Below are 25,500 nucleotides of genomic sequence, written 5' to 3'. Positions count from 1 at the left end.
CCGGACTTAAGAAACACTCCAATACGTCGTAACAATAAAATATGAGAAAGCTTCCGCGCTTTCTATTTTTATTAACTCGGAATTAAACATTAAACTCAGATAGATAAATATTATTTACCTATCCGCCAGCCTTCTTAGAATGATAAGCAATAGTACAATCGAAGTGTCCGTTAATGACTTACAACTGGGAATGTTTGTCAGTGATCTTGATCGCCCTTGGCTTGAAACACCCTATCTGATTCAAGGCATCCTGATCCAGTCCCAGCATGACATTGACGAGCTTAAGCGCTATTGCATACATGTTTACGTGGATATGGATAGGAGCGAGCCATTCATTGCGCAACAACACGCACCACATGCCGCTGCACCGCCGGATTCTTCTCTGCAGCAATCTCCAGGACTGCACCGCCCCATGCCTCACACCGATTCTCGCATTTCATCCAGTGCATCGAGCTGGCACCACCCGCCTGCCTCAGCGCAAGAAACCGAATCGCTGGATGTGCTGCGGCGCGTTCAAACCTATGCGGATATTTGCACGGCGGAGCAGGAGATTCCTGCCGCCGAAAAAGCTTATAACATCGCGTCTGCTTTATTCAACGATATCAACTTCAACCTTGAACACGAAATTAAGATCGATATGCAGAAGGCTCATGAGGTTGTCGACACATTGTGTGAAAGCGTTATCCGTAATCCCGATGCAGCGATTTTACTGGCGCAGCTTAAGACCACCGGGAAAGCGCTTTACGACAACGCCATCAAAACTTCGGTGCACTTACTGGCCTTCGGACGGCATCTCGGCCTTCCGCGCAAGGAATTGTCAATATTGGGTTTGGGCGGATTGCTGATGGATATCGGCAAATTACGTTTACCCAAAGCGATTCAAGCCAAAAGAAACATGTCGCTCACGCCGGATGAACGCAAGCTGATGAAACGGCACATCGCCTATGGAGAAGAGATAGCTTCTCAGCTCAGTAACGCGCCGGAAGAAGTCATTAAAATTATTCTTCAGCACCATGAACGCGAAAACGGCAATGGCTACCCTTTCGGTTTATACGCCAATCAATTGCATGCTTATTCGCGCATGGCGGCTATCGTCGATTGCTATGAAGAGATCATCTGGGGAGAGTCCGGCATGCCGGGCATGAAACCATTCCAGGCGCTGAAGGAACTCAAGGAAAATGCGCATAACGGTCTCAATTATACTTTGGTGGAACAATTTGCCCAGTGCGTCGGCATGTTCCCGGTAGGCAGCCTGGTTGAGCTCAATACGGGCGAGATCGCCATCGTGCTCACACATAATCGCACACAACGCTTTCTTCCTTGCATCATGATCATCTGCGATGCCGGGAAGAAACCCTACAGCACCCCGTTGACCCTGGACTTAAGAACCGCTGGCGCAAACCCGAACGGTATCCAGTATGCCATCGTCAATGATTTACCCCAGGGCGCTTACGGAATCGATCCCCAGAAATATTACTTATAAGCCGCTGCACATACTGACACCGTGAATTTATGACTGTACTTGTTTATCAGGATTTCTTGCAACAGGCTTCCCGCAAATTGAACACTGCGCACCCGGCCGGTCTGCGCAGTGCCGTGCTGATCGTCAACTTTGAGCGGCTGGCGGAATTGGATGGCGCACTTGGATTTACCGTCGTCGACGACATTCTGCAACAAATCGCCGGTCAGCTCAGAAACGCTTTGGGTCCCGAAGATCTGGTCGGAATAACCGGACGCTATCAATTGTGTTGTTTGCTGGCCGATTTGCTCACCGATGCGCATGCCATGCTGGCCGCGCATAAAATTATCCGGATTTTGGCGCAGCCTTTTGCATTTGGTAGAAGAAACATCATCCTTGCTCCGCGCATTGGCGTGGCATTACTGAATGAAAACAACCACACACTCGATCAATTGATGAGTAACGCCAGCGCGGCAGTACGGCAGGCAAAACTGGAACAAAACCCGATCAAGCTTTTTCTTAACGAACGGGAAGATCCATTGCTTTTCCAGATTGATCTCTGGTCCGACCTGGGAAACGCCATCGAAACCGGCGGATTGCATTTGGGCTATCAACCGCAAATCGAGATCGCCAGCGGCAAGATCAAGGCAACCGAGGCGTTGCTGCGCTGGCATCATCCCAATCATGGGCCAATTCGAACGGATAAACTGATCCAGATCGCGGAAGGAACCGCGCTCATGCCCAAACTCACCCTGTGGGTTTTCCACACCGCTTTAAGAGAATGCGCCGAGTATCGCAAGGCCGGATTACATGCCGGGATTTCGATTAACTTTTCCGCCGACGATCTGCGCGACCCGGAACTCACGGAACTGGTCGCGCAAGGTTTAGCTTTGTGGAATGTACCGGCTGGCGATATCACCGTTGAACTGACCGAAACAGCGGTAATGGCCAATCATGCGGGCACACTGGATACTTTGTATCAGCTTAAGAAAATGGGCTTAAAACTCGCCATGGATGATTTTGGAACGGGATATTCATCGATGGCGCGCATGCTGGATTTGCCTTTGGATGAAGTGAAAATCGACATGATATTTGTCCGGCATATGGCAACCCGCCATAAGCATGAGCGTATCGTCGATTCCATGATCACTCTCGCGCACCGGCTGAATCTGTCAGTGGTTGCCGAAGGCGTGGAAGATCTTGCGACTTACCAGCGCCTACGGACATTAGGATGTGACGTCATCCAAGGCTACCTCATCGGCAAAGCCATGCCGTTGCCCGAGCTTATCGAAGCTGTTAATAATCAATCCTTCGATTTTTTGCGGACTTCGCCGGACACGGCAACCGAAAGCTGAACTGCGTTCTGCCGGATTAATCAATCCCCGGAATCTGGAATTCATCCCGGTCAGCAGGCAGGCTTGCATGATTGAAAAATTCCTCGCTTAATTTTGACACCGGCACATCCCGGCATTCCAGGTTGGCGACCAATTGCCCGCTCTTCTCCACCGCAACACCGTCTTTCGCACCCCATCCCTTGCCAATTGCGCTATACACAATGTAGTGATGCTGTCCGTTGATAAAACGCAGATAACCGCCGCCACCGCCTGCGAACATCAACGTTCGTGCTTGCACATACGACGCGGCCGGAGCAGCTTTCGTCAAATCGGGAAACACCAGCTCCGGCGCGCTTTTCAATCCGAAACGGTATTGCAGATAGCCTTTACTGGCGGAAAAATCGTTCGATGCGCATACCGAAACCATTTTCTTTCCGAATGAACACGAAAATATGATTTGCTCATCCGCTTGGCAATGCGATTCCCCGGCCCATACGGGCTCGGCGATCAGACCGAGCAATCCGCCGATTAACGCAACCGTTTTCAAGCCAATAACGCGTAGTATTGTTTGAAATGGTTAATCCTGTCATCCAGCCCCAGCGTTCCGCCATTCACCTTCTTGGTGATTCTGGTCACCACGTCATCGCTCGCACCTTGATCGGCCAGATCATTGAGCGCTCTGGTACTCCAGAACCACGCCGCGGATAACAGCGGATATTTGGTTTTGACCCAATCCGGATTGGCGGTCACATCGTCGCCGATCGTCTTGGCAAACGCGCTGTAATTGTCCTTACCGGTCAATTGAATATAACCTCGGCCACGGTATTTATAGCCTTCTTTGCTGGCTTCGTCGCCGTTTCCCATACGGTTGGCATACACGCGCGAGGCGATTTTCTCCGGTTGGCGGGCATAACTATCCGCCAGATCGCCAGGAAAGTATTTTGAAAATACTTTCCTCAACCCATCGGCGGAATAATTCAGGTTTTCTTCCAAGGCTTTGAACTCTGCGCTTTCGTGTGCGCATTGTGCGAGAAAATGCGCCAGACGCAAGGGTGAATCGATGCCAAACTTGGCGGCGCAATCCGGAATTTGGGCCAGCACGGCATCGGGAACATGGGTTTTCAGTTTATCCAGGGGTAACATTTTCGCTCTCCCAAATGTTTAACAGTGAAATGACTGGTCGGCATACAATGAACTTGATTGCTTCCGCATTATAATCACAATTTTATAACCGCAGCTTGTTATGCCCACGATTAAACCGCTCCCCGAATTATTGATTAACCAAATTGCCGCTGGTGAAGTGGTCGAACGCCCTGCGTCGGCGCTCAAGGAAATGCTGGAAAACAGTATTGATGCCGGCGCCAAAAAAATCACCGTGCAATTACAGCAAGGCGGGGTGAAGCAAATTCGCGTCACGGATGACGGCAGCGGCATCGCCAAAGACGAATTATTGCTGGCGCTGACGCGCCACAGCACCAGCAAGATCAGCACATTGGAAGACCTGCACCGGATCACCAGCCTGGGTTTTCGCGGCGAAGCACTCGCTAGTATCGCGGCCGTTTCCCGGTTGACCTTGACCAGCCGTCAAGCCGGTCAAAGCCATGCGTGGCAGATCGGCATTGAAGGCAAAGCGGTTTCGCAACCCGAACCCGCCTCGCTGGCCAGTGGAACGATGCTGGATGTCAACGATATGTACTTCAACATTCCCGCCCGGCGCAAATTCCTGAAATCAGAAGCCACCGAGTTCGCGCACTGCGACGAAACCTTCAAACGCCTGGCGCTATCGCAAGCCGGGATTGAATTCGTGCTGCAACATAACGGTAAAGTGCGCCGCCTGTTACGCGCCACGAGTTCCACGCAACGGATCGCGGCGATTCTGGGCGAGGAATTCGGACAAACAGCGGCGCCGGTAGACGAACAATCCGCTGACATGCGCTTGCATGGCCTGGTGGCATTACCGGCTTATGCGCGATCTTCTCGCGACGCGCAGTATTTTTTCGTCAACAACCGCTTTGTCAGCGATAAACTGATTTCGCACGCGCTGCGCGAAGCCTATCGCGATGTATTGCATCTGGACAAACACCCGGCTTTTGCGTTGTTTCTGGAAATCGACCCGAAAAGCGTCGATGTCAATGTGCATCCCACCAAAACCGAAGTCCGCTTCCGTGAAGCGCGCGCGCTGCATCAATTCATTTTTCATGCGATCAACAAAGCGCTCGCCACTCCCAGCAGAACCATGAATACCGCTGAACCGGAACAACCAACCCGGTCATTCCCTGCCTACCCCAAGACCGGTCAGGCACAATCCGCACCAGTGTCGCAACCCGGCAGTTTTTACGGCACCTTGTTTGGCGTGGAGCCGCGCGTATACCCGGCAACACCGGCCAATACTTTCGCTGCACAAACTGCAAAACCCGATCAAGCCGTTTCAGTGCACGAAAAGCTGGACGACCATCCGCTTGGTTTCGCATTGGGACAACTGCATGGTGTCTATATCCTGGCGCAGAATGCGCGCGGCTTGGTGGTTGTCGACATGCACGCGGCACACGAACGGATTATGTACGAACAACTCAAACAAGCGCTCGATCAGCACGAAATCGCGATGCAACCGCTGCTGATCCCAGTCGTTCTTCACGCCGATAGTCTGGAGGTTGCTGTGGTTGAAGAAAATCACAGCACGCTGGAACAACTGGGGTTTGATATCGCGATCCTGTCACCCGTCACGCTAACCGTACGCGCGGTTCCGGCCTCGCTCAAGGACGCCGACATCGCCCAGCTCGCGCGCGACATTCTGCGTGAAATCCGCGAATACGGCGCCAGTCAGATCCTCACCGCGCATCGCAATGAAATCCTCGCCACAATGGCTTGCCACGGCGCTGTCCGCGCCAACCGCAGATTGACCCTCGAGGAAATGAACGCCTTGCTGCGCGATATGGAGACTACCGAGCGCTCCGGTCAATGCAATCACGGCAGGCCGACATGGTTTGAAACCAGTCTGGCCGAACTGGATAAATTGTTCATGCGCGGGAAATAACGATTTTTGAGAGTTAATCGCTTTACGGTACAGATCATTAACATTAAGCTACCATCAATGGTCAGAAAGCAGTTCTTTTTCTTGATACCGGAAATTGAAAAAAGGGGAAATAACATGAGTGCAGGTCGCGGGGATTCCTTTGCGGAAATGAAAGAATGGGCAAAAGTTAACGTGCTATGGATCGCCGCTCATGTTATCAACTTATCGTTTGGCATATTTATCTATATCTTTAAAATACTGGATGGCGAAAGCGGCATTCCCATTCTTCCCGTCGTCATTTCCATGTGCATCATCTTTGTGCATATCTTCACTTATCCGATTGAAGCGTTACCGGCAGAAGGATCGACGCAAGATGAAAGAAAAAGAATCGAAGACATCAGATCCCGGCAACGCAATAAGTGGATGATCTTTGCGTATAGTTTCATGTTGATATCGCTGTTGCTGACTTTTTATCCCTTCATCAATCCGCTGTTCAGTTTTGTGGAAAAAACATCCAGTCATTCTGACGGAACCGTGCAACAGGAATCCACCGGACAAGAGAAGACAAAACCCGATGCAGGACGATACCTCAAAACACTGCGTGAACGGCCGATCGCTGTATTTGTCGGCTGCTCTTTGGATCCGAAAGCGAAAACCTTGCTTTGCGCAGAGCCGGAAGCTAAACCCGAAGTTAAAAATGAATCAGGCTCCCAACCCTTGCCCAAAGCCGAAAATGCAGGTAAAACGCAAAATCCGGGAGGCGGAACTGCCGGCAAAGCATGGGTCATCAACATCGGCGGACATATCGAACAGTGCACTAAAGACAGCGACCCAAACTTTGGCAAGTCGGTCACTTGCCAAGTGAAGGATGGCCTGCTCATTCCGCTCTATTTCATCATCTTGGCTTTGATGGGCGGCAGTATCAGTCTCACCCGGCGGTTACCTGAATTGCAAAAGCAAGCAGGCGCGGAGCACATCGCCACGGAACAACAACCCAAATTAACGCAATACGAATTCCGCGAGCACCTGATCTTTCAGATGGTGCAATACATTTCAGCGCCACTGCTGGCTATCCTGGCGTATTATCTGATCGAACCGGGTAATATCACCAATTCGGTCGTGTTGGCTTTCACTGCCGGATTCGCATCGGAAACAATTCTGCTGATGGTGCGGTCGATCGCCAACAAAATCACCCCAGGAAGCGGCGAAGCACTACAATATGGCGCGATTGCCGGTGTCGTCACCATTCAAGACGCAGCCGGGAAGAAAGCGGAAGTATTCCTGACTGAATTACCGCAAATTCATTCGATTACCGACGAGCAAGGATTTTATGTACTGAGTAACGTGCCGGTCGGCGAGCACAGCATCAGCGTCAAATCGATCGACAATGAAGCAATCCTGAAAAAAGACACGGTAAAAATCGAACGCGCGCAAGCCATCGTGAAAAAGAACTTGGCTATTGCCGTCGATGATGGAGGACAAAAATAACGGAATATTAGGTTCCATTATTTTCACCCGGAGCAATTCCGCCCGGATAACAAAAAACAACAATAAGGTTTTATGAGAAAAGTATTCTTTGGTTTAACCCTGATGTTCGTCAGTACCAGCACAATGGCCGAATGGACCCGCATCAGCGAAAGCGACCGCAAAGGCGGTTCAGTTCTGTATGCCGATCCAACCTCGCTCCGCAAAGCAGCGGGCCGGGCCAAAATGGCGGTTCTGTTCGATTACCAAACGTTGCAAAAAGCCGCCGGTGCGGAATTTCTATCGGAAAAAATCCGGCGCGAATACAACTGCCAGGAAAAACAAATCCGCACCTTGGCCTACTCACTTTTCAGCTTGAACATGGAACACGGCGACCTGGTGCGCTCATACAACCAGCCGCAGAAATGGGAAATGGTGAAACCGGATAGTCTGGAGGAAGTGGAATGGAAAGTGGCGTGTAGTGAGTAAAACTCATCAACCGGCCATCGGGTAGTCAAAAGCTGATAGGGTCGTGCTATCCGTAGGCCCACTTTAACACATGTTCACCCATACAATTGCCGTTTCAAGCCGCAACGATCCAAAATGATCGCACTAATTTCCTCGATGGAAATGCGTGTGGTATCGAGATACGGAATATCGTAGCGGCTAAACAACGACTCCTGCCATTGAATTTCCCGCTGGCATTGCACCAGTGAGGCGTATTGGCTGTCCGGGCGGCGTTCCTGGCGAATGAAGTGCAGTTGCGCCGGGGTCAGCGTAAGGCCGAACAGTTTGTGTTTGACCGGTTCGAGCACCGCCGGAAGCTGTTGCACGTCCATGTCGTCCGGCGTCAGCGGATAGTTCGCCGCGGCGATGCCGTATTGCAGCCCCAAATACAGGCAGGTCGGCGTTTTGCCAGAGCGCGAAACGCCGGTGAGAATGATGTCGGCATCGGTGAAATGCTTCGGATTGACGCCATCGTCGTGCGCCATCACGTAATTGATCGCGGCGATACGTTTGAAATACGACAAATGATGCTGCAAGCCGTGCGAACGCCCGGCCATGCGCGCAAACGGCTGATGCAATTCCTCTTCGATGGAGCGGATAAAGGTTTCAAAGAAATCAAATATGCGGCAGTTCGCTTGTTTGATGATCTCCAGAATTTCCGGTTTTAGCAAAGTACTGAACACCAAAGGCCGATGCCCGTCGCGCTCGGCAGCATGATTAATCTGCGCTAACACGGCTTGGGCATTATCCATGTCATCCAAAAAAGGTACGTTGATCGTCTCCCACTCGATACCGTCAAATTGCGTCAGTAAACTATGTCCGAGCGTTTCCGCAGTGATGCCGGTACGGTCGGACAAGTAGAAAACGGTGCGCTTTTGCTTCGTCATCGCTTGCTCAGCTTAGCCAGATCCAGCCAGGTCTGCATCACCGAATCGGGATTCAAGGATAGGCTGCCGATGCCTTGCTCATATAACCAAGCGGCGAAATCCGGGTAATCCGACGGCCCTTGCCCGCAAATGCCGATGTATTTGCCTTGCTTGCGGCATGCGTCAATGGCCATTGCCAGCAATTTCTTCACCGCCGGGTTGCGTTCGTCGAACACATGCGCGACCAGACTGGAGTCACGGTCAACGCCAAGCGCGAGTTGCGTCATATCGTTGGAGCCAATCGAAAAACCGTCGAAATACTGCAAGAATTCTTCCGCCAGCAGCGCATTGGATGGAATCTCGCACATCATGATCACGCGCAAACCGTTTTTGCCGCGCTCCAGCCCGTGCGAAGCAAGCAACGCAATCACTTGCTCCGCTTCTTCCAAGGTGCGGCAGAACGGAATCATGATCTCGACGTTGGTCAATCCCATGTCGTCACGCACCTTGTGCAGCGCGCGGCATTCCAGCGCAAAACAATCGCGGAACGCGGGCGCGAGATAACGCGATGCGCCACGAAAGCCGATCATCGGATTCTCTTCGTGCGGCTCGTAGCGGTCGCCCGCGAGCAAATTGGCGTACTCGTTGGATTTGAAATCGGAGGTGCGCACGATGACTGCATGCGGATAAAACGCCGCCGCCAGCGTAGCGATGCCTTCGGTCAATTTGTCCACATAGAAACTGATGGGGTTCTGATAACCGGCGATGCGGCTAGCGATTTCCCGTTTCAAATCATCGGGCAGCTGATCGAATTCCAGCAACGCCTTGGGATGGATGCCGATCATGTTGTTGATGATGAATTCCAGCCGGGCCAGCCCCACGCCTCGATTCGGCATGCGCGAAAACGAAAAAGCGTGCAACGGATTGCCGATGTTCATCATGATTTTCAGCGGCAAGTCCGGCAATTTTCCGGCATCCGCAGTGGTATGTTCAAAGGCCAGTAAGCCGTCATAAACATAACCGCTATCACCTTCCGCGCAGGAAACCGTAACTGCTGCGCCTTCCTTGATTTGCACCGTGGCATCGCCGCAGCCGACCACGGCGGGAATGCCCATTTCGCGCGCGATAATCGCCGCGTGGCAAGTCCGTCCGCCGCGATTGGTGACGATCGCCGACGCGCGTTTCATGATCGGTTCCCAATCCGGGTCGGTCATGTCGGTCACCAAGACATCGCCGGGCTGAATTTGATGCATCTGATCAATCTTCGTGATCAGGCGCGCCGTTCCCTGGCCGATCTTGCTGCCAATCGCGCGCCCTTCGGCCAGCACGGCCCCTTGGCCGGTCAGCTTAAAGCGTTCCAGCACCAATGAGGAGCGGCTTTCCACCGTTTCCGGCCGCGCCTGCACAATGTACAGTTGCCCATCCTGCCCGTCCAAGGCCCATTCGATATCCATCGGACGGCCATAATGCTGTTCGATGATCACCGCCTGACGCGCCAGCGCTTCGACTTGCTCATCCGATAGCGAAAAACGCATGCGCCGCGCGGTTTCGACATCGCGCGTCAACGTCAATGCATCGCCACCGCTTTTTTTATCCGCGTACACCATCTCGATGGCTTTAGTGCCCAGCCGCCGCGACAAAATGGCGGGATTACCGGCCGCCAACCCGCGCTTATAGACATAGAACTCGTCCGGATTGACGATGCCCTGCACGATGGTTTCACCCAATCCATACGCCGCCGTGATAAAAATCGCTTCACGGAAACCGGATTCGGTATCCAGTGTAAACATCACACCGCTGGCGCCGAGGTCGCTGCGCACCATTTTCTGAATTCCGGCAGACAGATACACTTTGTCGTGCGGGAATCGCTGGTGCACGCGGTATGCAATCGCCCGGTCGTTATACAACGAAGCAAATACCACCTTGATGGCCGCGATGATTTGATCCAGACCATGCACATTCAGCAACGTTTCCTGCTGTCCGGCAAACGATGCGTCGGCCAGATCCTCGGCAGTCGCCGACGAACGCACCGCGAACGACACATTTTCGCCGCTATTGGCGGCCAATTTTTCATAAGCTTGCGATACCGCTTGCAACAATGCTTCCGGCAGCGCGGCATCGAGCACCCAGCCGCGTATCGCTTTACCGGCAGCGGACAACGCTTGCGTGTCGTCGACATTCAAGCCGTTCAACAACTGATTGATGCGATCCGCTAGCCCATTGACATTCAAAAATTCCCGGTATGCCTCGGTGGTGGTAGCAAAACCCGCCGGTACATTAACACCGGCCTGCGCCAGATGACTGATCATCTCCCCCAGCGAAGCATTTTTACCACCGACCAGAGCAACATCGTGCATCGTTAATTGATCAAACCAGGCGATATATTGGATCATTGGAAAACTCCTATGTGAGCAAGGCTGGAATAAGCTTCCGTTTTACTATAGTTGACTTGATTGGATATAAATTTGCAGAGCGATTATTTTTATGGATTGGCAAGTATCAGGCTTCGTTGATCGACAACCCTTCATTCCTGTCTTTCAGAACAACGCTGGTATTCAGAGAACTAGCGGTTTTAGGCCAACGCGCACCACGCAATCTGTCTTTGCTCAACCACATCAGACACACTGCGTCGGATTGATTTCCACCAAGAATTTGATAGGCATCGTCATCTTCACCGGCATAGAAACCCACATGACCTTTTCCGCTCGCCAGCGATTCACGCCAGAACACCATGATAGCGCCCAAACGAGGATTGGTAGAGACGCCGAATTTTTCCCACTGACGCGCACCCAGTGGATTTCCCGGCAATACTTCCTGCTGCAGGGTGGTACCGACACAGTGCGCCACGAATAACCCGCACCACGGCACATCGTCACCGGCATAACTGATATCGAGATTCTTGGCCCAATCCATAATGTCAGGATTGTTCTTGTTGCCGAGCACTTCCTTCGTGCCCATTAAATGCTTTGCTTCTTCAAACCAAGGGAGTAATGGGGTGTTCGCTGGAATAGCCGACGGCGTGCCGGAAAAAAGCGCTGCGGAAGTTTCCGGACCCACGATACCATCCACTTCAAGACCCTGGCGCTGCTGAAATTGCATCACTGCGGCGATGGTATTGCGTCCCCAAATACCGTCGATTTCACCCGGATCAAAACCTTTATTTTTCAGCGCTTGTTGAATTTGTTTGACTGCACTGCTTGCCATCATCCCTCCCGGAATTTCTATGAATTGAATACATAGCCCAGGGTGGAATTATGCAGTATTTCTCTCTACAGCTTCCACTTCTTACGTTTCTCGATCAGGTCGGACAAATGATCGAGCAGCTCATCCTCTTTGTAAGGTTTGCCAAGAAATACGTCAACGCCCAGGTCCTTGGCAATTTTCCGGTGTTTTTCCGCAGTGCGCGACGAAATGATGATCACCGGCATATGCGCCGTTGCGGGATTGTCGCGCACTTTCTTGATCAACTCAAAACCGTTCATTTTCGGCATTTCCAAATCGATCAACATGACGTCCGGAATAGATTCCTGAAGAATGTCGATTGCTTCCGCGCCATTCTTCGCGATCAGCACATCGCAACCTTCGCGCTCCAACAGGCGGCAGGTGACTTTGCGCACAGTCAGCGAATCGTCCACCACCATGACAGCGGGTGGCGCGGCGGTTTTCTTTTTCTTCGCCGGAGTCAGTGCGGTAACCGGCGTACTGAGCACTTGTTGCACGTCGCTGCGCTGCATCAGTTTCACCGGATTCAGGATCAGAATCACTTCGCCGTCACCGGTAATGGTCGCACCTTCCACGCCGGGCGCTTGCGCCAGTTGCGCGCCGATATTCTTTGCGACCACTTCGTTGCTGCCGAGCAATTCGTCGACATGTACCGCCAGATGCTGGGTGCCGCTATGCAGGAACAAGACCTGACTGTGTTTGGCGGTTTCCGGCACAATGCCGGATTCGCCCAGCAAATGCGATAGATGTGCAAACGGATAGGTTTTCCCATTGAGGGTAACACAATGATCCTGGTAGATTTTCTGCAACGTTTCCGCATCGAATTCACATTGCTGCTCGACAATAAAAGCGGGAATCGCATAGGTTTGCTTGCCGGTGCGAACCATCAACGTTTGCGCAACCGATAAGGTCAGTGGCAGGTTAATCGTGAAAACCGTTCCCTGATTGGGCGTGGATTCCACACTGATGCGCCCGCCCAGCATGGTAATCTCATTCTTCACAATATCCAGGCCAATGCCGCGCCCCGCTATTCCCGTCACCGAATCGGTAGTCGACAAGCCGGGCATGAAAATCAGCGACATCACCTTGTCATCGCCAAGCACCGCATCGTTGCGAATCAGCCCCAGCCGCTGCGCTTCCTTGCGGATGCGCGGCAGATTCAGGCCGCGACCATCGTCGCTCAACGTGATGGTCACTTCGTTACCTTCCTGACGCAGCCGGATTTCGACTTGTCCAGTTTCGGATTTGCCGAGTCGCTGTCTCTCCTCCGGTTCTTCGATACCGTGGGCGATGGCGTTACGCAGCAGATGTTCCAGCGGCGGGTTGATTTTCTCCAGTACATTGCGGTCAATTTCAACGTCGGCACCGTGAATCTCCAGGCTGGCCTTTTTGCCCAAATCCTCGGCCACTTGCCGGGCGATACGGTAATAGCGTTCGGCATAGTTACTGAACGGGATGGTACGGATTTGCAGCAACGATTGCTGCAACTGCCGGTTCATCACCGCTTGCTGCGCAACCGCTTCCTCAGCGGCAATCTGCGTGGTCCGCAAGCTTTTTTGCACACTGATGATGTCATCGACGCTCTCGGCCATCAGCCGGGTCAATTCCTGGAAGCGCGAGAAACGATCAAACTCGAGCGGATCAAATGCCGGTTCGCTTTCCTGTTGATGGGCAAGATGCGATTGCATTTGCGTTTCCGCCTGGATTTCCACTTCGCGCAACTGATCGTGCAAGCGATGTGTGCTTTCCGTCAAATCCTGCAAGGATTGTTTGAAATTGTTCAGCTGCGCCTCGATTTTTGAGCGCAGAATGCTGGCTTCTCCGGCATCGTTGACGAGACGGTCAATCAGCTCGGAATTGATACGCAGCAACGTTTTGGATTGCAGCAACCCGGTGGTTTCGGCGGGCGGTTGCGCCATTTCGGCGATCGCCACGGCTGCGGCAGTCAGTGCATCGCTTGCTTGAATGACAGTACTTTCATCGCGCTGGAGCTGTTCGATCTCGCCGCTGATCGCGTCAAATTCGCTTTCCAGCTGATCCAGCGCGGCATCGGAAATATTGCGCGCGCGGAAAGCCGTTTCCACATGGCTTTCCATCGCATGAATCAACTCACCCAGTTGCATGGCGCCCGCCATGCGCGCGCTGCCTTTCAGGGTATGCAGCAAACGCAACAATGCATGATGAATATCCTCGTCTTGCGGCAACATGCGCCACGCACGCAGTTTTGCGCCCATGCGCGGAATGATGTCGTGCGTTTCTTCCAGAAATACCGCAAGCAATTCCGGATTGATCCGATCTGCCGGTGCGGCAGTGGGCGGTAGCTGTTCCGGCTGAACTGATTGAACCGGTTCGTCCGGAACCGGGGGTACTGGAATGGTTTTGGCACGCGTTAGCAGTTCTTGTGCCGCTCGCATTATTGCGTCCGCATCAACCTCGGCTACGCCGTGTTCGCGCAGATCGTCACACCATCCGCCATACGCCTGGCAAGCCTGGTCAACCAAGTCGAGCAGCGGATCGGAAGCGGATCTTTTTTCACTTAACCAAAGATTCAGCACTTGCTCCAGATTCCAGGCCACTTCACTCAAATCATCGAGCCTGACCATGCGGCCGCTGCCTTTCAACGTGTGAAATCCGCGCCGCGCACTCGCCAGTGCTTCTTGATCGGTTGGATTAATGCGGCATTTGCGTACATCACCGGCGATACCCGCCAGCACTTCATCCGCTTCTTCCAGGAATATGCCGAGCAGCTCGGGATCGATAGCGTCACTCACCGCCGCAGCGGATGCGGTATCCGCATTTAGCGCAGCCGTTCGCAATGGCGGGGTTGCGTGGGTTGCATTAGCGGCGATCTGGAACAGCTTGATGGCTTCCTCGACAATCTGCTCGCTATCAGGTTGCCCGCTGCGCAATGCTTCGATATAGAAACCCAAGCTGCTCAATCCATCGACGAGCAGAATTTGCTCGGTTTCGACAATCTCGTAGCCTGGCTTCGATAGTTTTTCAACCAGACCGTGGCAATGATGCAGCAGCGTATGCGCACGCTCCAGATCCAGCATAACCAAGGTACCGGAGACCTGCTTGAACAAATCCGGCAGCAGCGGCAATTCCGAACGCTGAGCGGGTTCAAAAAAGAATTTATCCAGAATGCTTTCGATGTGCGCCAGATTCGTCAGAATTTCCTGCGCCACCTGCGCCAATAATTCTTTTTCCTGTGTTTTACCATCCAGCACTTTGAATGTCGGTGCCGGTGGCAGTTCGCCGATCTGGATATCACCCGTCGTAATGCCGTGCAGACGGGAATCAATCACGTCGATCTGGTACGGCAGATCGTCAGGTAGCTTATAAAAATCGTCAATAATGCTCTCAACCAGCAGTAGTGCCGTGGCCATCTCCATCGCCAGCTCTTCACTCGTTTCCTGCGGATGATTGTGCAAGTACGTCACCGTATCGCCAATGGCGTCGATTAATTTCACCAGCGGCGCACACTCCGTTTGCCGCGCTTGATGGCTGAGCCAGTCAACGTATTCCAATAATGTAACCAGGCTTTCCTGATGCCCGGCACAGAACTCGCGCCAGATATCGTTCGCCTGCATCAACGTATCGCGCAACCTGTCCAATATGGGACGCAGCGTCTCCGCTTCTTCAAACGTCGGCGTATCCTGGTCCTTGGTTTGACCGGGCCAAGTGTAACTGTGCTTGATCGCATTGATGCGCGCGCTGTCCGATTCGCTGTGCGCGATGTGGTACAGCAATTCGCGCATTAACATGGACGTGTTACCGGTCGTACCCGCCGCCAAATGGCGGATGGTTTGCTCAATCTTTCCGCATAGACGGCGAACCGGCAAATCGATTTGGCTGCTATCCAGTTGCAGCAAATCTTCCAGAAAACCGGCCGTCACCCACCAGAATGCACGCGCATCGGTAGTTCCCGGAAACGCCTCGATTTTATCCGCCACGGCGGCCATTTGCCGCAAGCCGTCCTGATTCGATGGATCGCGCAGCCACTTCAGCAAACCGGCTTGATACTCGGCGCCCAATTGCTTGGCCAGAATCTTAGCGGCAGCCGCGTCAATAGCGGCGGCTTCGGCTTTTAATGCTGGTGCGGCCGCTAAACGGGGGAAAAACAAATCGCTTTCGGGCGCGTTTTCAAAACCGTACACCTGCATCAAACCGCGATACGCCGGGAACAGCCGCAACGGATTTTCTTCCGCTCCATCGATCAATTCATTCAAGTAAAACAGCAGCGCCTTGGTGGATTGCCTCAGCGCATCGAATACCGGCGCACTGGGTTCAATTTTCTTAGTGATCAGCGCCTCGACCAGTTGCTCCATTTTTCCGGTGACGATGGTAATGCTGGTCAATCCCAGCATCTCGAGCAAACCGTCAAGCTGATGAATATAACCGCGGCAATCCTTGATGAGATCGGTCTTGCCGGGATGCTGGCTGTACACTTCCAGATTCTGGTCGATCAATGCAAAGACTTGGTCAATCCCGTCCTTGATCCCGATAATCGAAGCAATATTCAGTTTGGCTTGCGCGCTCATATTTTTGTACCATCAATCGATAGAGAAACCGGCACTGGCATCACACCTTGAAGTTCGATACCGATGCTTTCAGTTCGGACGCGAATCCTGCGATCTGTTTTATCGATCCCGTGGTTTTCAGCGTTCCTTGTGTCGTCTGCCGGGTAATATGAAGAATTTCTTCCATATTGGCAACCACCTTATGCGCCGCGCGTGTCTGCGTATTGGTCACGTCAAAAATATGCGTGACCAGCTGCGCCAGTTGCTTGGATACTTGCTCGATTTCTTCCAGCGCCCGGCCCGCCGCGTCGGAGCGTTTCGCGCCTTTCGCCACGCCGAGCGTGCTGCGCTCCATCGCCGCAATGGCATCCTGCGTGTCGCCCTGAATGGTGATGATCAATTCGCTGATCTGCTTGCTTGCTTCCGCCGACCGTTCCGCTAGACGCTGCACTTCTTGTGCAATCACGGTAAATCCGTGCCCGGCTTCACCAGCGGCAGTGGCCTGCAGCGCTGCGTTCAGAGCCAACACGTTGGTTTGATCGGTGATGTCGGTGATCAACGCGACAATCTCGCCGATTTCCTGCGAGCTTTCGCCGAGGCGCTTAATCCGTTTCGAGGTATCTTGGATATGCGTGCGGATTTCGTTCATTCCGGCGATCGACTCACGCACCGCCAGCGTGCCTTTCTCCGCCGCGGCCAATGATTGTTTCGCGACTTTGGCGGATTCCGTGGCCATGTCCGATATGTCACTGATCGATTCCGTCATGCCGACCACCGCCAGAGTGGTTTGTTCGATTCTATCCGTTTGCTGCTGCGCCGCAGTTAACAAACCGGACGAAACTTGCTGCGCCTGATGGGATGCTTTCACCACCAATGCGCCCGCCTGATTGACCTGCTCCACCAGTGTGTGCAATTCCTCGATGGTACTGTTGATGGCGTCGGCAATCGCACCGGTCATATGGTTGGTGATGTCGGTACGCACCGTCAGATCGCCGTCAGCGATTTTTTTCATGTCATCCAACAGTGTCACAATCGCTTTTTGCGCTTTCTCGACTTCATTGCGGTTGGCCAGATCCTGATGATAGGCATTGCGGCGCACCGACCGGATTAACAAGACCAGTGCCAGCACGGCACAGGCGACCAGGATCATTGTCAGCGTATTCAGCAGCAACGCGGAATGACTGTTTTGCTGCTGTATTTCATCGTCGAGCGTTGCGGCTTGTTCCTGCATCGCAGCATGGCTGTTCACAATCTCGTCGATTGCGGATTCCATCGTCAGCGCGACAGGAATTTCTTTGCGGATAATATGTAAATGCTCGTCAAATTTTCTCAATTGCGCATACGCATGCGATAACAGATCCTGGATCACCTCGTGCTTGCTGGAAATTGCGCCAAGACCATGATTGCCTTGACTCAGGGTTTGGATCATCGCGGCAACTTGCGCATGATCCTGCGCCAGTTGCGCAGTGATTTCCGCCAGTGGCGATTCGAGCGGCAGCAGCGTCTTCACATTTTTGGCCACGGTGCGCGCGTGTATTTTGATCGTTTCCACGGTACGTATTTCTTGGGACAGATTTCCGGCTTCCGTCATGCGATTGATCAGCTCGTCCATGCGTCTCGCTAACTGGCTGTGTGCAATATTGGCCGCCTTGATGCTGTTGTTGAGCCGTATGAGAGGTTCCTGCTGATTCAGAATCAAATCGATCCTTTGATCTTCCAGTTGCCAGTTTCTGAAATAAGTGTGCAAGCCCGGCGCTAATGAATCATCCGCAACCGCCACGGTTGTGCCGCGATACGAACCGCCTTGCAATAACAGGGTAATGTCATGATTGAATTGCTGCCGGCTGTCGCGCAACCGGGTAAAGGCTGCTGCTTCGCCGAACAGCGCCTGTTGTAAGGCATTGGCGATATGCGCGTGCTGAATTTGCAACTGCGCGGCCAGCTCCGGCTGGATCGCATTCTGTCTGGCTTGGCGCACGCTGATTGTTAGCGTCATCAACAACAGCACGGTGAAAAACATCACGACACCACCCAGCACCCAGCTGTTGTTTACCAGCGCAGCATCCTTGGGAATATTTTTCTTTGCGGGCGCCGCAAGCACCGGCAACTTCTTACCTAACGCAACCAAACCGGTTGGCAATCCGAATTTAGAAAAATTGTCTTCCATTGTGTTCTCCAGCTTGAAGTCAGACTTTCTGAATGTCCGTTCTTTCAAAAACAAACGGCATCAGACAGGGGAAATACCGGACGACAGCTTAACTGCTGGAGTGCGTAATCAAAGACAGGATAAGACCTGGAAAACAATGTTTTTTATGAATCTATAGAATTTTATATCAACAAATTCAATTGATTGCAGGGCAGAACCAGAACATCCTGCTCGCGGTGTTTGAAGTCAGCGGAGAACTTACAGTGATTCAGGTATAACGAATAGCGAAGCCGTAGAATTCCAGACATGAACAACTTCTGAAGCGCTGCGAAATCAGCGCATCTAGTCTTCGTTACCCAAGAAACAATTTATACGCAGGATTCTTGGTTTCGTCCCAATAGCGATAACCCAACTGGTCAAGAAAAGCCCTGAAGCTGGATTTCTCTTCCGGCGGCACTTGGATGCCGATCAGCACGCGGCCATAGTCGGCGCCGTGATTACGGTAGTGAAACAGGCTGATATTCCAATTATGACTCAGGTTATTCAGGAAATTCATCAATGCGCCGGGACGATCGGGAAATTCGAAGCGGTAGATGATTTCATCCTTAACCGCTTGCGCACGTCCGCCGACCAAATGGCGCACATGCAGCTTGGCCATTTCGTTGTTGCTCATGTCTTCCGTAGCCAGACCGCTCTGTTTTAACTCTTTGATCAATTGCTGCGTTTCTTCCTGATTGCGCACCGATACGCCGACAAACACATGCGCGACTTTCGGATCGGCATAGCGGTAATTGAATTCAGTAATGCTCTTAGTGCCGAGTAAATTGCAGAATTTCTTGAAACTGCCGGGGTGCTCGGGAATCGCCACCGACATCACCGCCTCGCGCTGCTCGCCGATTTCCGCGCGTTCGGAAATGTGACGCAAGCGATCGAAATTCATATTGGCACCGGACGCGATCGCGACCAGCGTTTTATGCAGGATTTTCTCGCGCGCGACATACGCTTTGATACCGGCAATCGACAGCGCGCCGGAAGGTTCCAGAATCGTACGCGTATCTTCAAATACATCCTTGACTGCCGCGCAAATGGCGTCGGTATCGACCAGAATCACTTCGTCGACCAGTTCGCGGCACAAGCGGAAGGTTTCCTTACCGACATGCCGCACCGCCACGCCATCGGCAAACAAACCCACTTGCGCCAGTTTGACCCGGCGGCCGCTTTGCAGCGAGCGATACATCGCATCGGCATCGACCGGTTCGACTCCGATAATTTTAATTTTCGGGTACAACCGCTTCACATACGCAGCAATCCCGGCGATCAAACCGCCGCCGCCGATCGGCACAAAAATGGCATGAATCGGCCCGGTATGCTGGCGCAGAATTTCCATGCCGACGGTCCCTTGCCCGGCGATCACATCCGGATCATCGTACGGATGCACAAACGTGGCCTGTTCCTCCTCAGCCAGCTGTATCGCATGCTCATACGCATCGTTATACGAATCACCATGCAAAGTGACCGTGGCTCCATGCCCCATGACAGCATTCACCTTGATTTGCGGCGTGGTCACCGGCATCACAATGGTGGCGGAACAATTGAGCCGCTTGGCAGCCAGCGCCACGCCTTGCGCATGATTACCGGCGGAAGCGGCAATCACACCGCGATTGCGCACCGCGGGCGCTAACTTGATCATTTTGTTATATGCACCGCGCAACTTGAAAGAAAAAACCTGCTGCAAATCCTCCCGTTTCAACAACACCTGATTATGAATGCGCCCGGATAAATTGGCAGCAAGCTCCAATGGACTCTCGATCGCCACATCGTAAACCTGTGCGGTTAGTATTCTTTCAAGGTAATTGTTTTTCATGGTGGGAGGTGAGTAAATTCGGGCAAGCTATTAAGCTGGGACTGTTTGAGGGATTTTAGCATGATCAGAAGTGGCATGAGTTTCTTGCTGTGCTGCGCATCAATAAAAATTAAGGAGATATCATCGCATTCCACTGATCAATATGTTTTTGACGTAATATATATTGTTGCATGTCATTTCAAGCTGTCATTTTATTTAATTAGACATTTATCATGCACGTATTTATCGACACAAATATTCTCCTCAACTTCTTTCATTTTTCGAAGGACGAATTGGATGCTCTGAACAATGTTTTTGCATCCCATGAGCATGGTGCTGCTAAGGTTCATTTGACGGAACAAGTATGTGATGAATTTCGACGAAACAGAGAGAACAAAATCAAAGATGCACTGAAACGCTTCAAGGAAGTCAAATATGCCGCTCAACTGCCTTCATTTATGAAAGACTATGAAGAATACAACTCGATTAAGAGGCTTAGTGCCGAGCTACAGCAACTTGCAAAATTAATTATCGAAAAAGCTGATGCGGACATAACTGCACGACAATTACTTGCGGATAAACTTATTGAAGATATCTTCGATAGATCAGAAATCTTGAAAACAACGCAGAGTGTATATGCCACTGCGAGCATGAGAATGGCAATTGGCAATCCGCCTGGAAAAAACAATTCTATAGGTGATGCCATCAACTGGACGGTGCTTTTAGAGGCTGTTCCAAATAAAGAAGACCTACATGTAATTAGTGAAGACGGCGATTACTACTCAAGCATCAATGAAGATGCAATTCATCCATTTTTGAAAGATGAGTGGAAAAAGAAAAAATGCTCATCGTTGTTTGTGTACCGTACGCTTTCAGCGTTTATGAAACAGCACTTCGATGGAGTCGCATTCTCTTTCGACAAAACAAAGGATACCCTCATCGACGATCTAAGTTCATGTGGTTCTTTTGCAATGACGCACCAACTTATTGGCAAGCTCGAATCGTATGCATACTTCTCTCTCAAGGAAGTGGAACGAATTCTTGCGGCAGCCCTGGAAAACAATCAGTTTGGCTGGATTGTCACCGACTGTGATGTATCAGATTTCCTGAATAGGATTGCTATTCCTAGATTAACGAATATCACAGATCAGGAACAACAGGAAATTCTTAAGAAAGTTATCGAAGAGCAAGAGGAGCGAGCAAAACAAAATTCCAAAAACTAAATCCATTTCTTGGTAGGAAAAGATGTGAAATAGCCTAGATAATGCGATTATCATAAATTCAACAAATCCTTCCCCCAAACCTCCAATTCATCCAATATTTGCCTAGCACTTTCATCAGTCTTGTATGTCTCACGCAATACCGCAATCTGCGCAGAAAATTCAGCAAAAGTAATACTCTCGCCACTACCTTGTGTCAGACGCTGCGCACGCATTTGCTTCCATCGTTCTCTCTCATCCGGCGTCAAGGTTTCCGGCCAATTACGCGAGCGGTAGCGGAACAGCAGTTCGGGCAAGCGCTGGTCATGAAAATCGAAGCGCATTTTGGCCAGTTGTTTTGGTGAAGCGCGCCGGATCTGGGCTAATGACGCAGCATCGGCGTTATCCAGAAAGCCGTCATACAATGCCACATCCACATCGCCGGAAGGCTCGAACGCATGGCTGGTGTACGCAGCGGCCACACGCTGAAAAAAATCCGGTTGCGCACATAGTGCTTGCCAATGCCGGTGACATGCATCCAAATCAAGCGCGATGCGCTCGGCAGCTTCTTGATCCAACGTATTGCGTGGCGCCAGTGCCGGGCATTTGTTGATTTTTATCGATTTGACTGGCAGCCGCTGCATGCCTTCCGGCAAATCATCGTTGCGGGTAAACAGCAATTGACTCAGTTCGTCTGCGTCAAGCGATAAAAACATGTCCGGATCGTGGCGCAAGTCATACACCAGTACGCTGTTGTTGTTTCCCGGTTCGGTGATGAGCGGCATGACCAGCGAGGTGCAGCCGGTTTTAGCCGGGTACATACGCGTGGTATGCAACACCGGGTTGTGTGTGATCAGATCAAGCTGTGCTGCCGCCTTGCGCTTATCGCGCAATTGCAGCAACCAGTCGTACAGGCGCGGTTGCTGCGTGCGCAGCAGACGTGCCAAGGCAACGGTGGCGCGCACATCGGACAATGCATCGTGCGCGGATTCGTGCACGATGCCGTTGGCAGCCACCAAATGCTCCAGCTTGAAACTCGGCTGACCTTCTTCGTGTTGCGGCCAGACGATGCCATTTGGGCGCAGCGCATACGTCATGCGCACCAGATCAATGATGTCCCAGCGCGAATTGCCTTGCTGCCATTCGCGCGCATACGGATCGTAAAAATTGCGATACAGCGTAAAACGCGTGACTTCATCGTCGAACCGCAGCGAGTTATAGCCGACACCGCAGGTGCCGGGTTGCGCAAACTGCGCGTGAATGCGCGCAATGAATTCGGGTTCCAACAGTCCACGTTCGTCGGCAAGCTGCGGCGTAATTCCGGTGAGCAGGCAAGCTTCCGGATGCGGCAGGTAATCGCGCGCCGGTTTGCAATAAATTACCAAGGGCTCACCGATTTCGTTCAGCGCTTCATCAGTGCGCACGCCAGCAAACTGCGCGGGCCGGTCGCGCCTGGGATCGGCGCCGAAAGTTTCATAGTCATGCCAGTAGAATGTGGTAGCCATGGGTGTGGGTGGATTTAGATAATGGTGCCGGTAAAAAACTGGTTTGTTGCGCAATTATAGTGGTATCTTACGCAAAAATTTTCAAACCCAATCACAAGGATGACACAACATGGCGACAAAACTCATCAGTTCTGGCTCTACATTTGAGAAGGAAATCGGCTATTCACGCGCTGTGGTCGCGGATAACTGGATTCTGGTATCCGGCACAACCGGTTTCGATTACAGCAAGATGACCATTTCCGATGATTTACTGGAGCAAGCAGAGCAATGCTTCAAAAATATCGAAGCAGCATTGCAGCAAGCGGGTTCAAGCATGAAAGAAGTGGTGCGCGTTACATATGTATTTCCCGAGGCGGAGGATTTCGAAAAATGCTGGCCTGTGATGCGCAAGTACCTGGGTGATGTCAGACCATCCGCCATGATGCTGACTGCGGGGCTATCCGATCCACGCATGAAAATCGAAATTCAGGTAACGGCGTATCGCAGCACCGGAGCTTAATAATATTTGTATTTCTTGATCGGGAAAAATAAAAGGAGCGCTCGAATGAACGGGCGCTCCTTTTTTACGGCTTATATTTGTACCACCGTACTTTGATTATCAATCCATACCAAATCCGGATGGGTTTGCTGGCGCACCGGATTGCGGTGCAAACGGTGAAGCATTACCCGTTGACGAAGAACGCGAAGAAGGTGAAGCTGCGCCCGAGGAAGATTGCGGCGCAAAAGGGGAATTTGACGGTGAAGCTCCCGGTGCCGTGTTCGGCTTGGATTGATTGGAAGCCGGTGTCGATGAGCTGCCGCCCTCACCGGGTTTATAAGTAAATTTCCAATCCCGGTAAGTCAATGCTTCTGAAAATTTAGCATATTGCTCGGGAAACTTATCTTTCTTAATGGGTTTCTTTTCCGACAGGCTGTATACGCCGGTGATTCTCTTAGTGAGATTGGAACCTATACCAGGACTGCTGCTAGGTGTCGCGCTATTCGATGCCTGATTTGGCGTTGCGTTACCGGATGTCTGGCCAGTATTGGGCACCAGACTATTGCCCGAGAGCTGGTTACTGCCCGATGCTGGGTTACCGCCCGGCACTGCATTATTACCCGGCGTTGAATTCTGGCTGGCTGCCGGGCTGTTACCAGACACCGTATTACCACCGGGTGGAGATTCTTCAATGATGCCCCACTCCGTTGTATTGGTGATCGGGTCGATATAGATTTTACGCAAATGCCGCTTAGTAGCCGCTGCACGTTTATCCTCAATCAACTCCTCCAAAGTTTCGGGAAATTGTTTAGTACCGGTGTTGTAGTAGGACATAATCGCTTTGCGAAATTGTTCGCCCACGTGAAGCAATTCGGCCTCTTTCTCACGCTGCGCTTTTACCTGCCACACCTGACCTACCCCTGCCATGACAATCCCCGCCAGAGTGACTCCGAACAAGGCCCAAAGATAAACAAAACCGCTTTCCCGCCGTGACATATCATGTGCACCGCAAGAATTCGAGCAAACCCCGGTCATTTACCATTCTTGATAGTACGAGCCATCCAGGGCTCTTCCCGAGTAGCCGCTATAAACATCATAGACGCCCGATTCCGTCTCGTTCTTGGGAGGAACCTCGATCCAGGTTTTATCACTTTCGGTAAAGGGATCTTTCGGCACGCTGCGCATATAGCGTTTGTCGACCAGCTCGGTCAGGTCAATGGGATATTTACCAAAGTCCGAATAGAACTGATCGATGGCGTTACGCATGATACCCAAGTCCTGCCGCAACACGGCTTCTTTGGCTTTATCGATAGAATTAAAATACTTCGGCGCGACAATACTCAACAACGTCGCGATAATCGCCATAACCACCAGCAGTTCGATTAAGGTAAATCCTCTGGATTTCCGGGTTCCGGATAAGTTGATCATCACCACTCCCGGTAAGGAATGCCGTTCAGGCCGATGGCTTCCGAACGTGAATAAACGTCATAAACATCGTCGCCTTCTTTGGGACTATCCCATGGGCTTTCATAACTGCGTTTCCCCCAGGTATCCGCAGCCGGAGTCGCGGAAACACCGGCGACATCCAGTTCGACAAACAGCGGATCAGGGGGCAAGCGGCGCAGGAAATAAATAATCTTCTTATCCGGACTCTTGATATCCGGCACGCCCATGAATAATTCCTCCAGCCGGGGTGGGTAACCCGATTCATCGGCTTTTTTGGTGATACGCCCCTCATCCGAAGCCTGCTTGTAGGCATCGATGGCTGTTCGTATCTGGCGCAATGCAACGCGCAACTCCTGCTCCTTCTCGCGTTTCACCATCAGTTCCCGCAGTGGCAATGCGGCTGTCGCTAAAATAGCCATGATCGCCACCACGATCATTAATTCAATCAGCGTAAATCCTCTGTGCTTCACGAAAACTCTGGATACAGCCATAAGC

At 51.9% G+C, this 25,500-nt stretch carries 19 protein-coding genes; 7 read left to right on the top strand and 12 right to left on the bottom strand.

The window, feature by feature from the left end; genetic code table 11:
- Positions 1 to 139: 139 nt before the first annotated feature.
- Complete coding sequence (locus DU481_RS02920; protein WP_350132347.1) at positions 140 to 1,483, top strand: cyclic di-GMP phosphodiesterase; 1,344 nt, start codon at positions 140 to 142, stop codon at positions 1,481 to 1,483.
- A gap of 29 nt (positions 1,484 to 1,512) precedes the next feature.
- On the top strand, positions 1,513 to 2,814 hold the full coding sequence (locus DU481_RS02915) for a putative bifunctional diguanylate cyclase/phosphodiesterase (protein WP_350132345.1): 1,302 nt from the start codon (positions 1,513 to 1,515) through the stop codon (positions 2,812 to 2,814).
- A gap of 16 nt (positions 2,815 to 2,830) precedes the next feature.
- On the opposite strand, the gene DU481_RS02910 is transcribed toward DU481_RS02915, so the two are convergent.
- Complete coding sequence (locus DU481_RS02910; RefSeq protein ID WP_350132342.1) at positions 2,831 to 3,340, bottom strand: hypothetical protein; 510 nt, start codon at positions 3,338 to 3,340, stop codon at positions 2,831 to 2,833.
- The gene (locus DU481_RS02905) at positions 3,337 to 3,936 is read right to left on the bottom strand and encodes a glycoside hydrolase family 19 protein (RefSeq protein ID WP_350132340.1); all 600 of its coding nucleotides are present in this window, start codon (positions 3,934 to 3,936) and stop codon (positions 3,337 to 3,339) included. The genes DU481_RS02910 and DU481_RS02905 overlap by 4 nt, the downstream gene beginning before the upstream one ends.
- 100 nt (positions 3,937 to 4,036) lie before the next feature.
- Between DU481_RS02905 and mutL the strand changes: the two genes are divergently transcribed.
- From mutL to DU481_RS02890, 3 genes are all read left to right on the top strand, one after another.
- Positions 4,037 to 5,827, top strand: coding sequence for a DNA mismatch repair endonuclease MutL (mutL, locus tag DU481_RS02900; protein WP_350132337.1), 1,791 nt, complete (start codon positions 4,037 to 4,039; stop codon positions 5,825 to 5,827).
- Positions 5,828 to 5,941: 114 nt separating this feature from the next.
- Positions 5,942 to 7,294 carry a carboxypeptidase-like regulatory domain-containing protein gene (locus DU481_RS02895; protein WP_350132334.1) on the top strand — a complete coding sequence of 451 codons (1,353 nt, stop codon included), beginning with the start codon at positions 5,942 to 5,944 and terminating at the stop codon, positions 7,292 to 7,294.
- Between the two features lie 72 nt (positions 7,295 to 7,366).
- A complete protein-coding gene (locus DU481_RS02890; RefSeq protein WP_350132331.1) occupies positions 7,367 to 7,759 on the top strand; it encodes a surface-adhesin E family protein in 393 nt (130 codons plus the stop codon).
- A gap of 74 nt (positions 7,760 to 7,833) precedes the next feature.
- On the opposite strand, the gene ppsR is transcribed toward DU481_RS02890, so the two are convergent.
- From ppsR to ilvA, 6 genes are all read right to left on the bottom strand, one after another.
- A complete protein-coding gene (gene ppsR / locus DU481_RS02885; RefSeq protein WP_350132329.1) occupies positions 7,834 to 8,664 on the bottom strand; it encodes a posphoenolpyruvate synthetase regulatory kinase/phosphorylase PpsR in 831 nt (276 codons plus the stop codon).
- On the bottom strand, positions 8,661 to 11,036 hold the full coding sequence (gene ppsA / locus DU481_RS02880) for a phosphoenolpyruvate synthase (RefSeq protein WP_350132326.1): 2,376 nt from the start codon (positions 11,034 to 11,036) through the stop codon (positions 8,661 to 8,663). The genes ppsR and ppsA overlap by 4 nt, the downstream gene beginning before the upstream one ends.
- A gap of 106 nt (positions 11,037 to 11,142) precedes the next feature.
- Entirely contained in the window at positions 11,143 to 11,850 is a 708-nt protein-coding gene (locus tag DU481_RS02875) for an NlpC/P60 family protein (RefSeq protein ID WP_350132323.1), read from the bottom strand.
- Positions 11,851 to 11,912: 62 nt separating this feature from the next.
- Complete coding sequence (locus DU481_RS02870; protein WP_350132320.1) at positions 11,913 to 16,409, bottom strand: hybrid sensor histidine kinase/response regulator; 4,497 nt, start codon at positions 16,407 to 16,409, stop codon at positions 11,913 to 11,915.
- A 40-nt stretch (positions 16,410 to 16,449) separates the two neighbouring features.
- Positions 16,450 to 18,555, bottom strand: coding sequence for a methyl-accepting chemotaxis protein (locus tag DU481_RS02865; protein WP_350132318.1), 2,106 nt, complete (start codon positions 18,553 to 18,555; stop codon positions 16,450 to 16,452).
- A 331-nt stretch (positions 18,556 to 18,886) separates the two neighbouring features.
- Complete coding sequence (gene ilvA / locus DU481_RS02860; RefSeq protein WP_350132315.1) at positions 18,887 to 20,398, bottom strand: threonine ammonia-lyase, biosynthetic; 1,512 nt, start codon at positions 20,396 to 20,398, stop codon at positions 18,887 to 18,889.
- 212 nt (positions 20,399 to 20,610) lie between these two features.
- Here ilvA and DU481_RS02855 point away from each other — a divergent pair, with 212 nt between their 5' ends.
- Complete coding sequence (locus DU481_RS02855) at positions 20,611 to 21,600, top strand: PIN domain-containing protein (protein WP_350132313.1); 990 nt, start codon at positions 20,611 to 20,613, stop codon at positions 21,598 to 21,600.
- 50 nt (positions 21,601 to 21,650) lie between these two features.
- Here DU481_RS02855 and sbcB read toward each other — a convergent pair whose 3' ends face one another.
- Positions 21,651 to 23,081 carry an exodeoxyribonuclease I gene (gene sbcB, locus DU481_RS02850; protein WP_350132310.1) on the bottom strand — a complete coding sequence of 477 codons (1,431 nt, stop codon included), beginning with the start codon at positions 23,079 to 23,081 and terminating at the stop codon, positions 21,651 to 21,653.
- Positions 23,082 to 23,190: 109 nt separating this feature from the next.
- On the opposite strand from sbcB, the gene DU481_RS02845 reads away from it, so the two are divergent.
- On the top strand, positions 23,191 to 23,580 hold the full coding sequence (locus DU481_RS02845; protein ID WP_107803592.1) for a RidA family protein: 390 nt from the start codon (positions 23,191 to 23,193) through the stop codon (positions 23,578 to 23,580).
- A gap of 99 nt (positions 23,581 to 23,679) precedes the next feature.
- Here the strand turns inward: DU481_RS02845 and DU481_RS02840 are convergent, their stop codons facing one another.
- Genes DU481_RS02840 through DU481_RS02830 form a run of 3 tightly spaced genes read right to left on the bottom strand, consistent with a single transcriptional unit; the run spans position 23,680 to position 25,496 of the window.
- On the bottom strand, positions 23,680 to 24,555 hold the full coding sequence (locus tag DU481_RS02840) for a type II secretion system protein (RefSeq protein WP_350132307.1): 876 nt from the start codon (positions 24,553 to 24,555) through the stop codon (positions 23,680 to 23,682).
- A gap of 39 nt (positions 24,556 to 24,594) precedes the next feature.
- Entirely contained in the window at positions 24,595 to 24,987 is a 393-nt protein-coding gene (locus DU481_RS02835) for a type II secretion system protein (RefSeq protein ID WP_350132304.1), read from the bottom strand.
- Positions 24,987 to 25,496, bottom strand: a complete 510-nt coding sequence (locus tag DU481_RS02830) for a type II secretion system protein (RefSeq protein WP_107803594.1) — start codon at positions 25,494 to 25,496, stop codon at positions 24,987 to 24,989. The genes DU481_RS02835 and DU481_RS02830 overlap by 1 nt, the downstream gene beginning before the upstream one ends.
- Between the last annotated feature and the right edge of the window lie 4 nt (positions 25,497 to 25,500).

The organism is Nitrosomonas sp. (assembly GCF_040240425.1).
Classification (GTDB): Bacteria; Pseudomonadota; Gammaproteobacteria; order Burkholderiales; family Nitrosomonadaceae; genus Nitrosomonas.
Note: the sequence above shows the minus strand (reverse complement) of the source record. Positions and strands in the feature narration are given on the sequence as shown.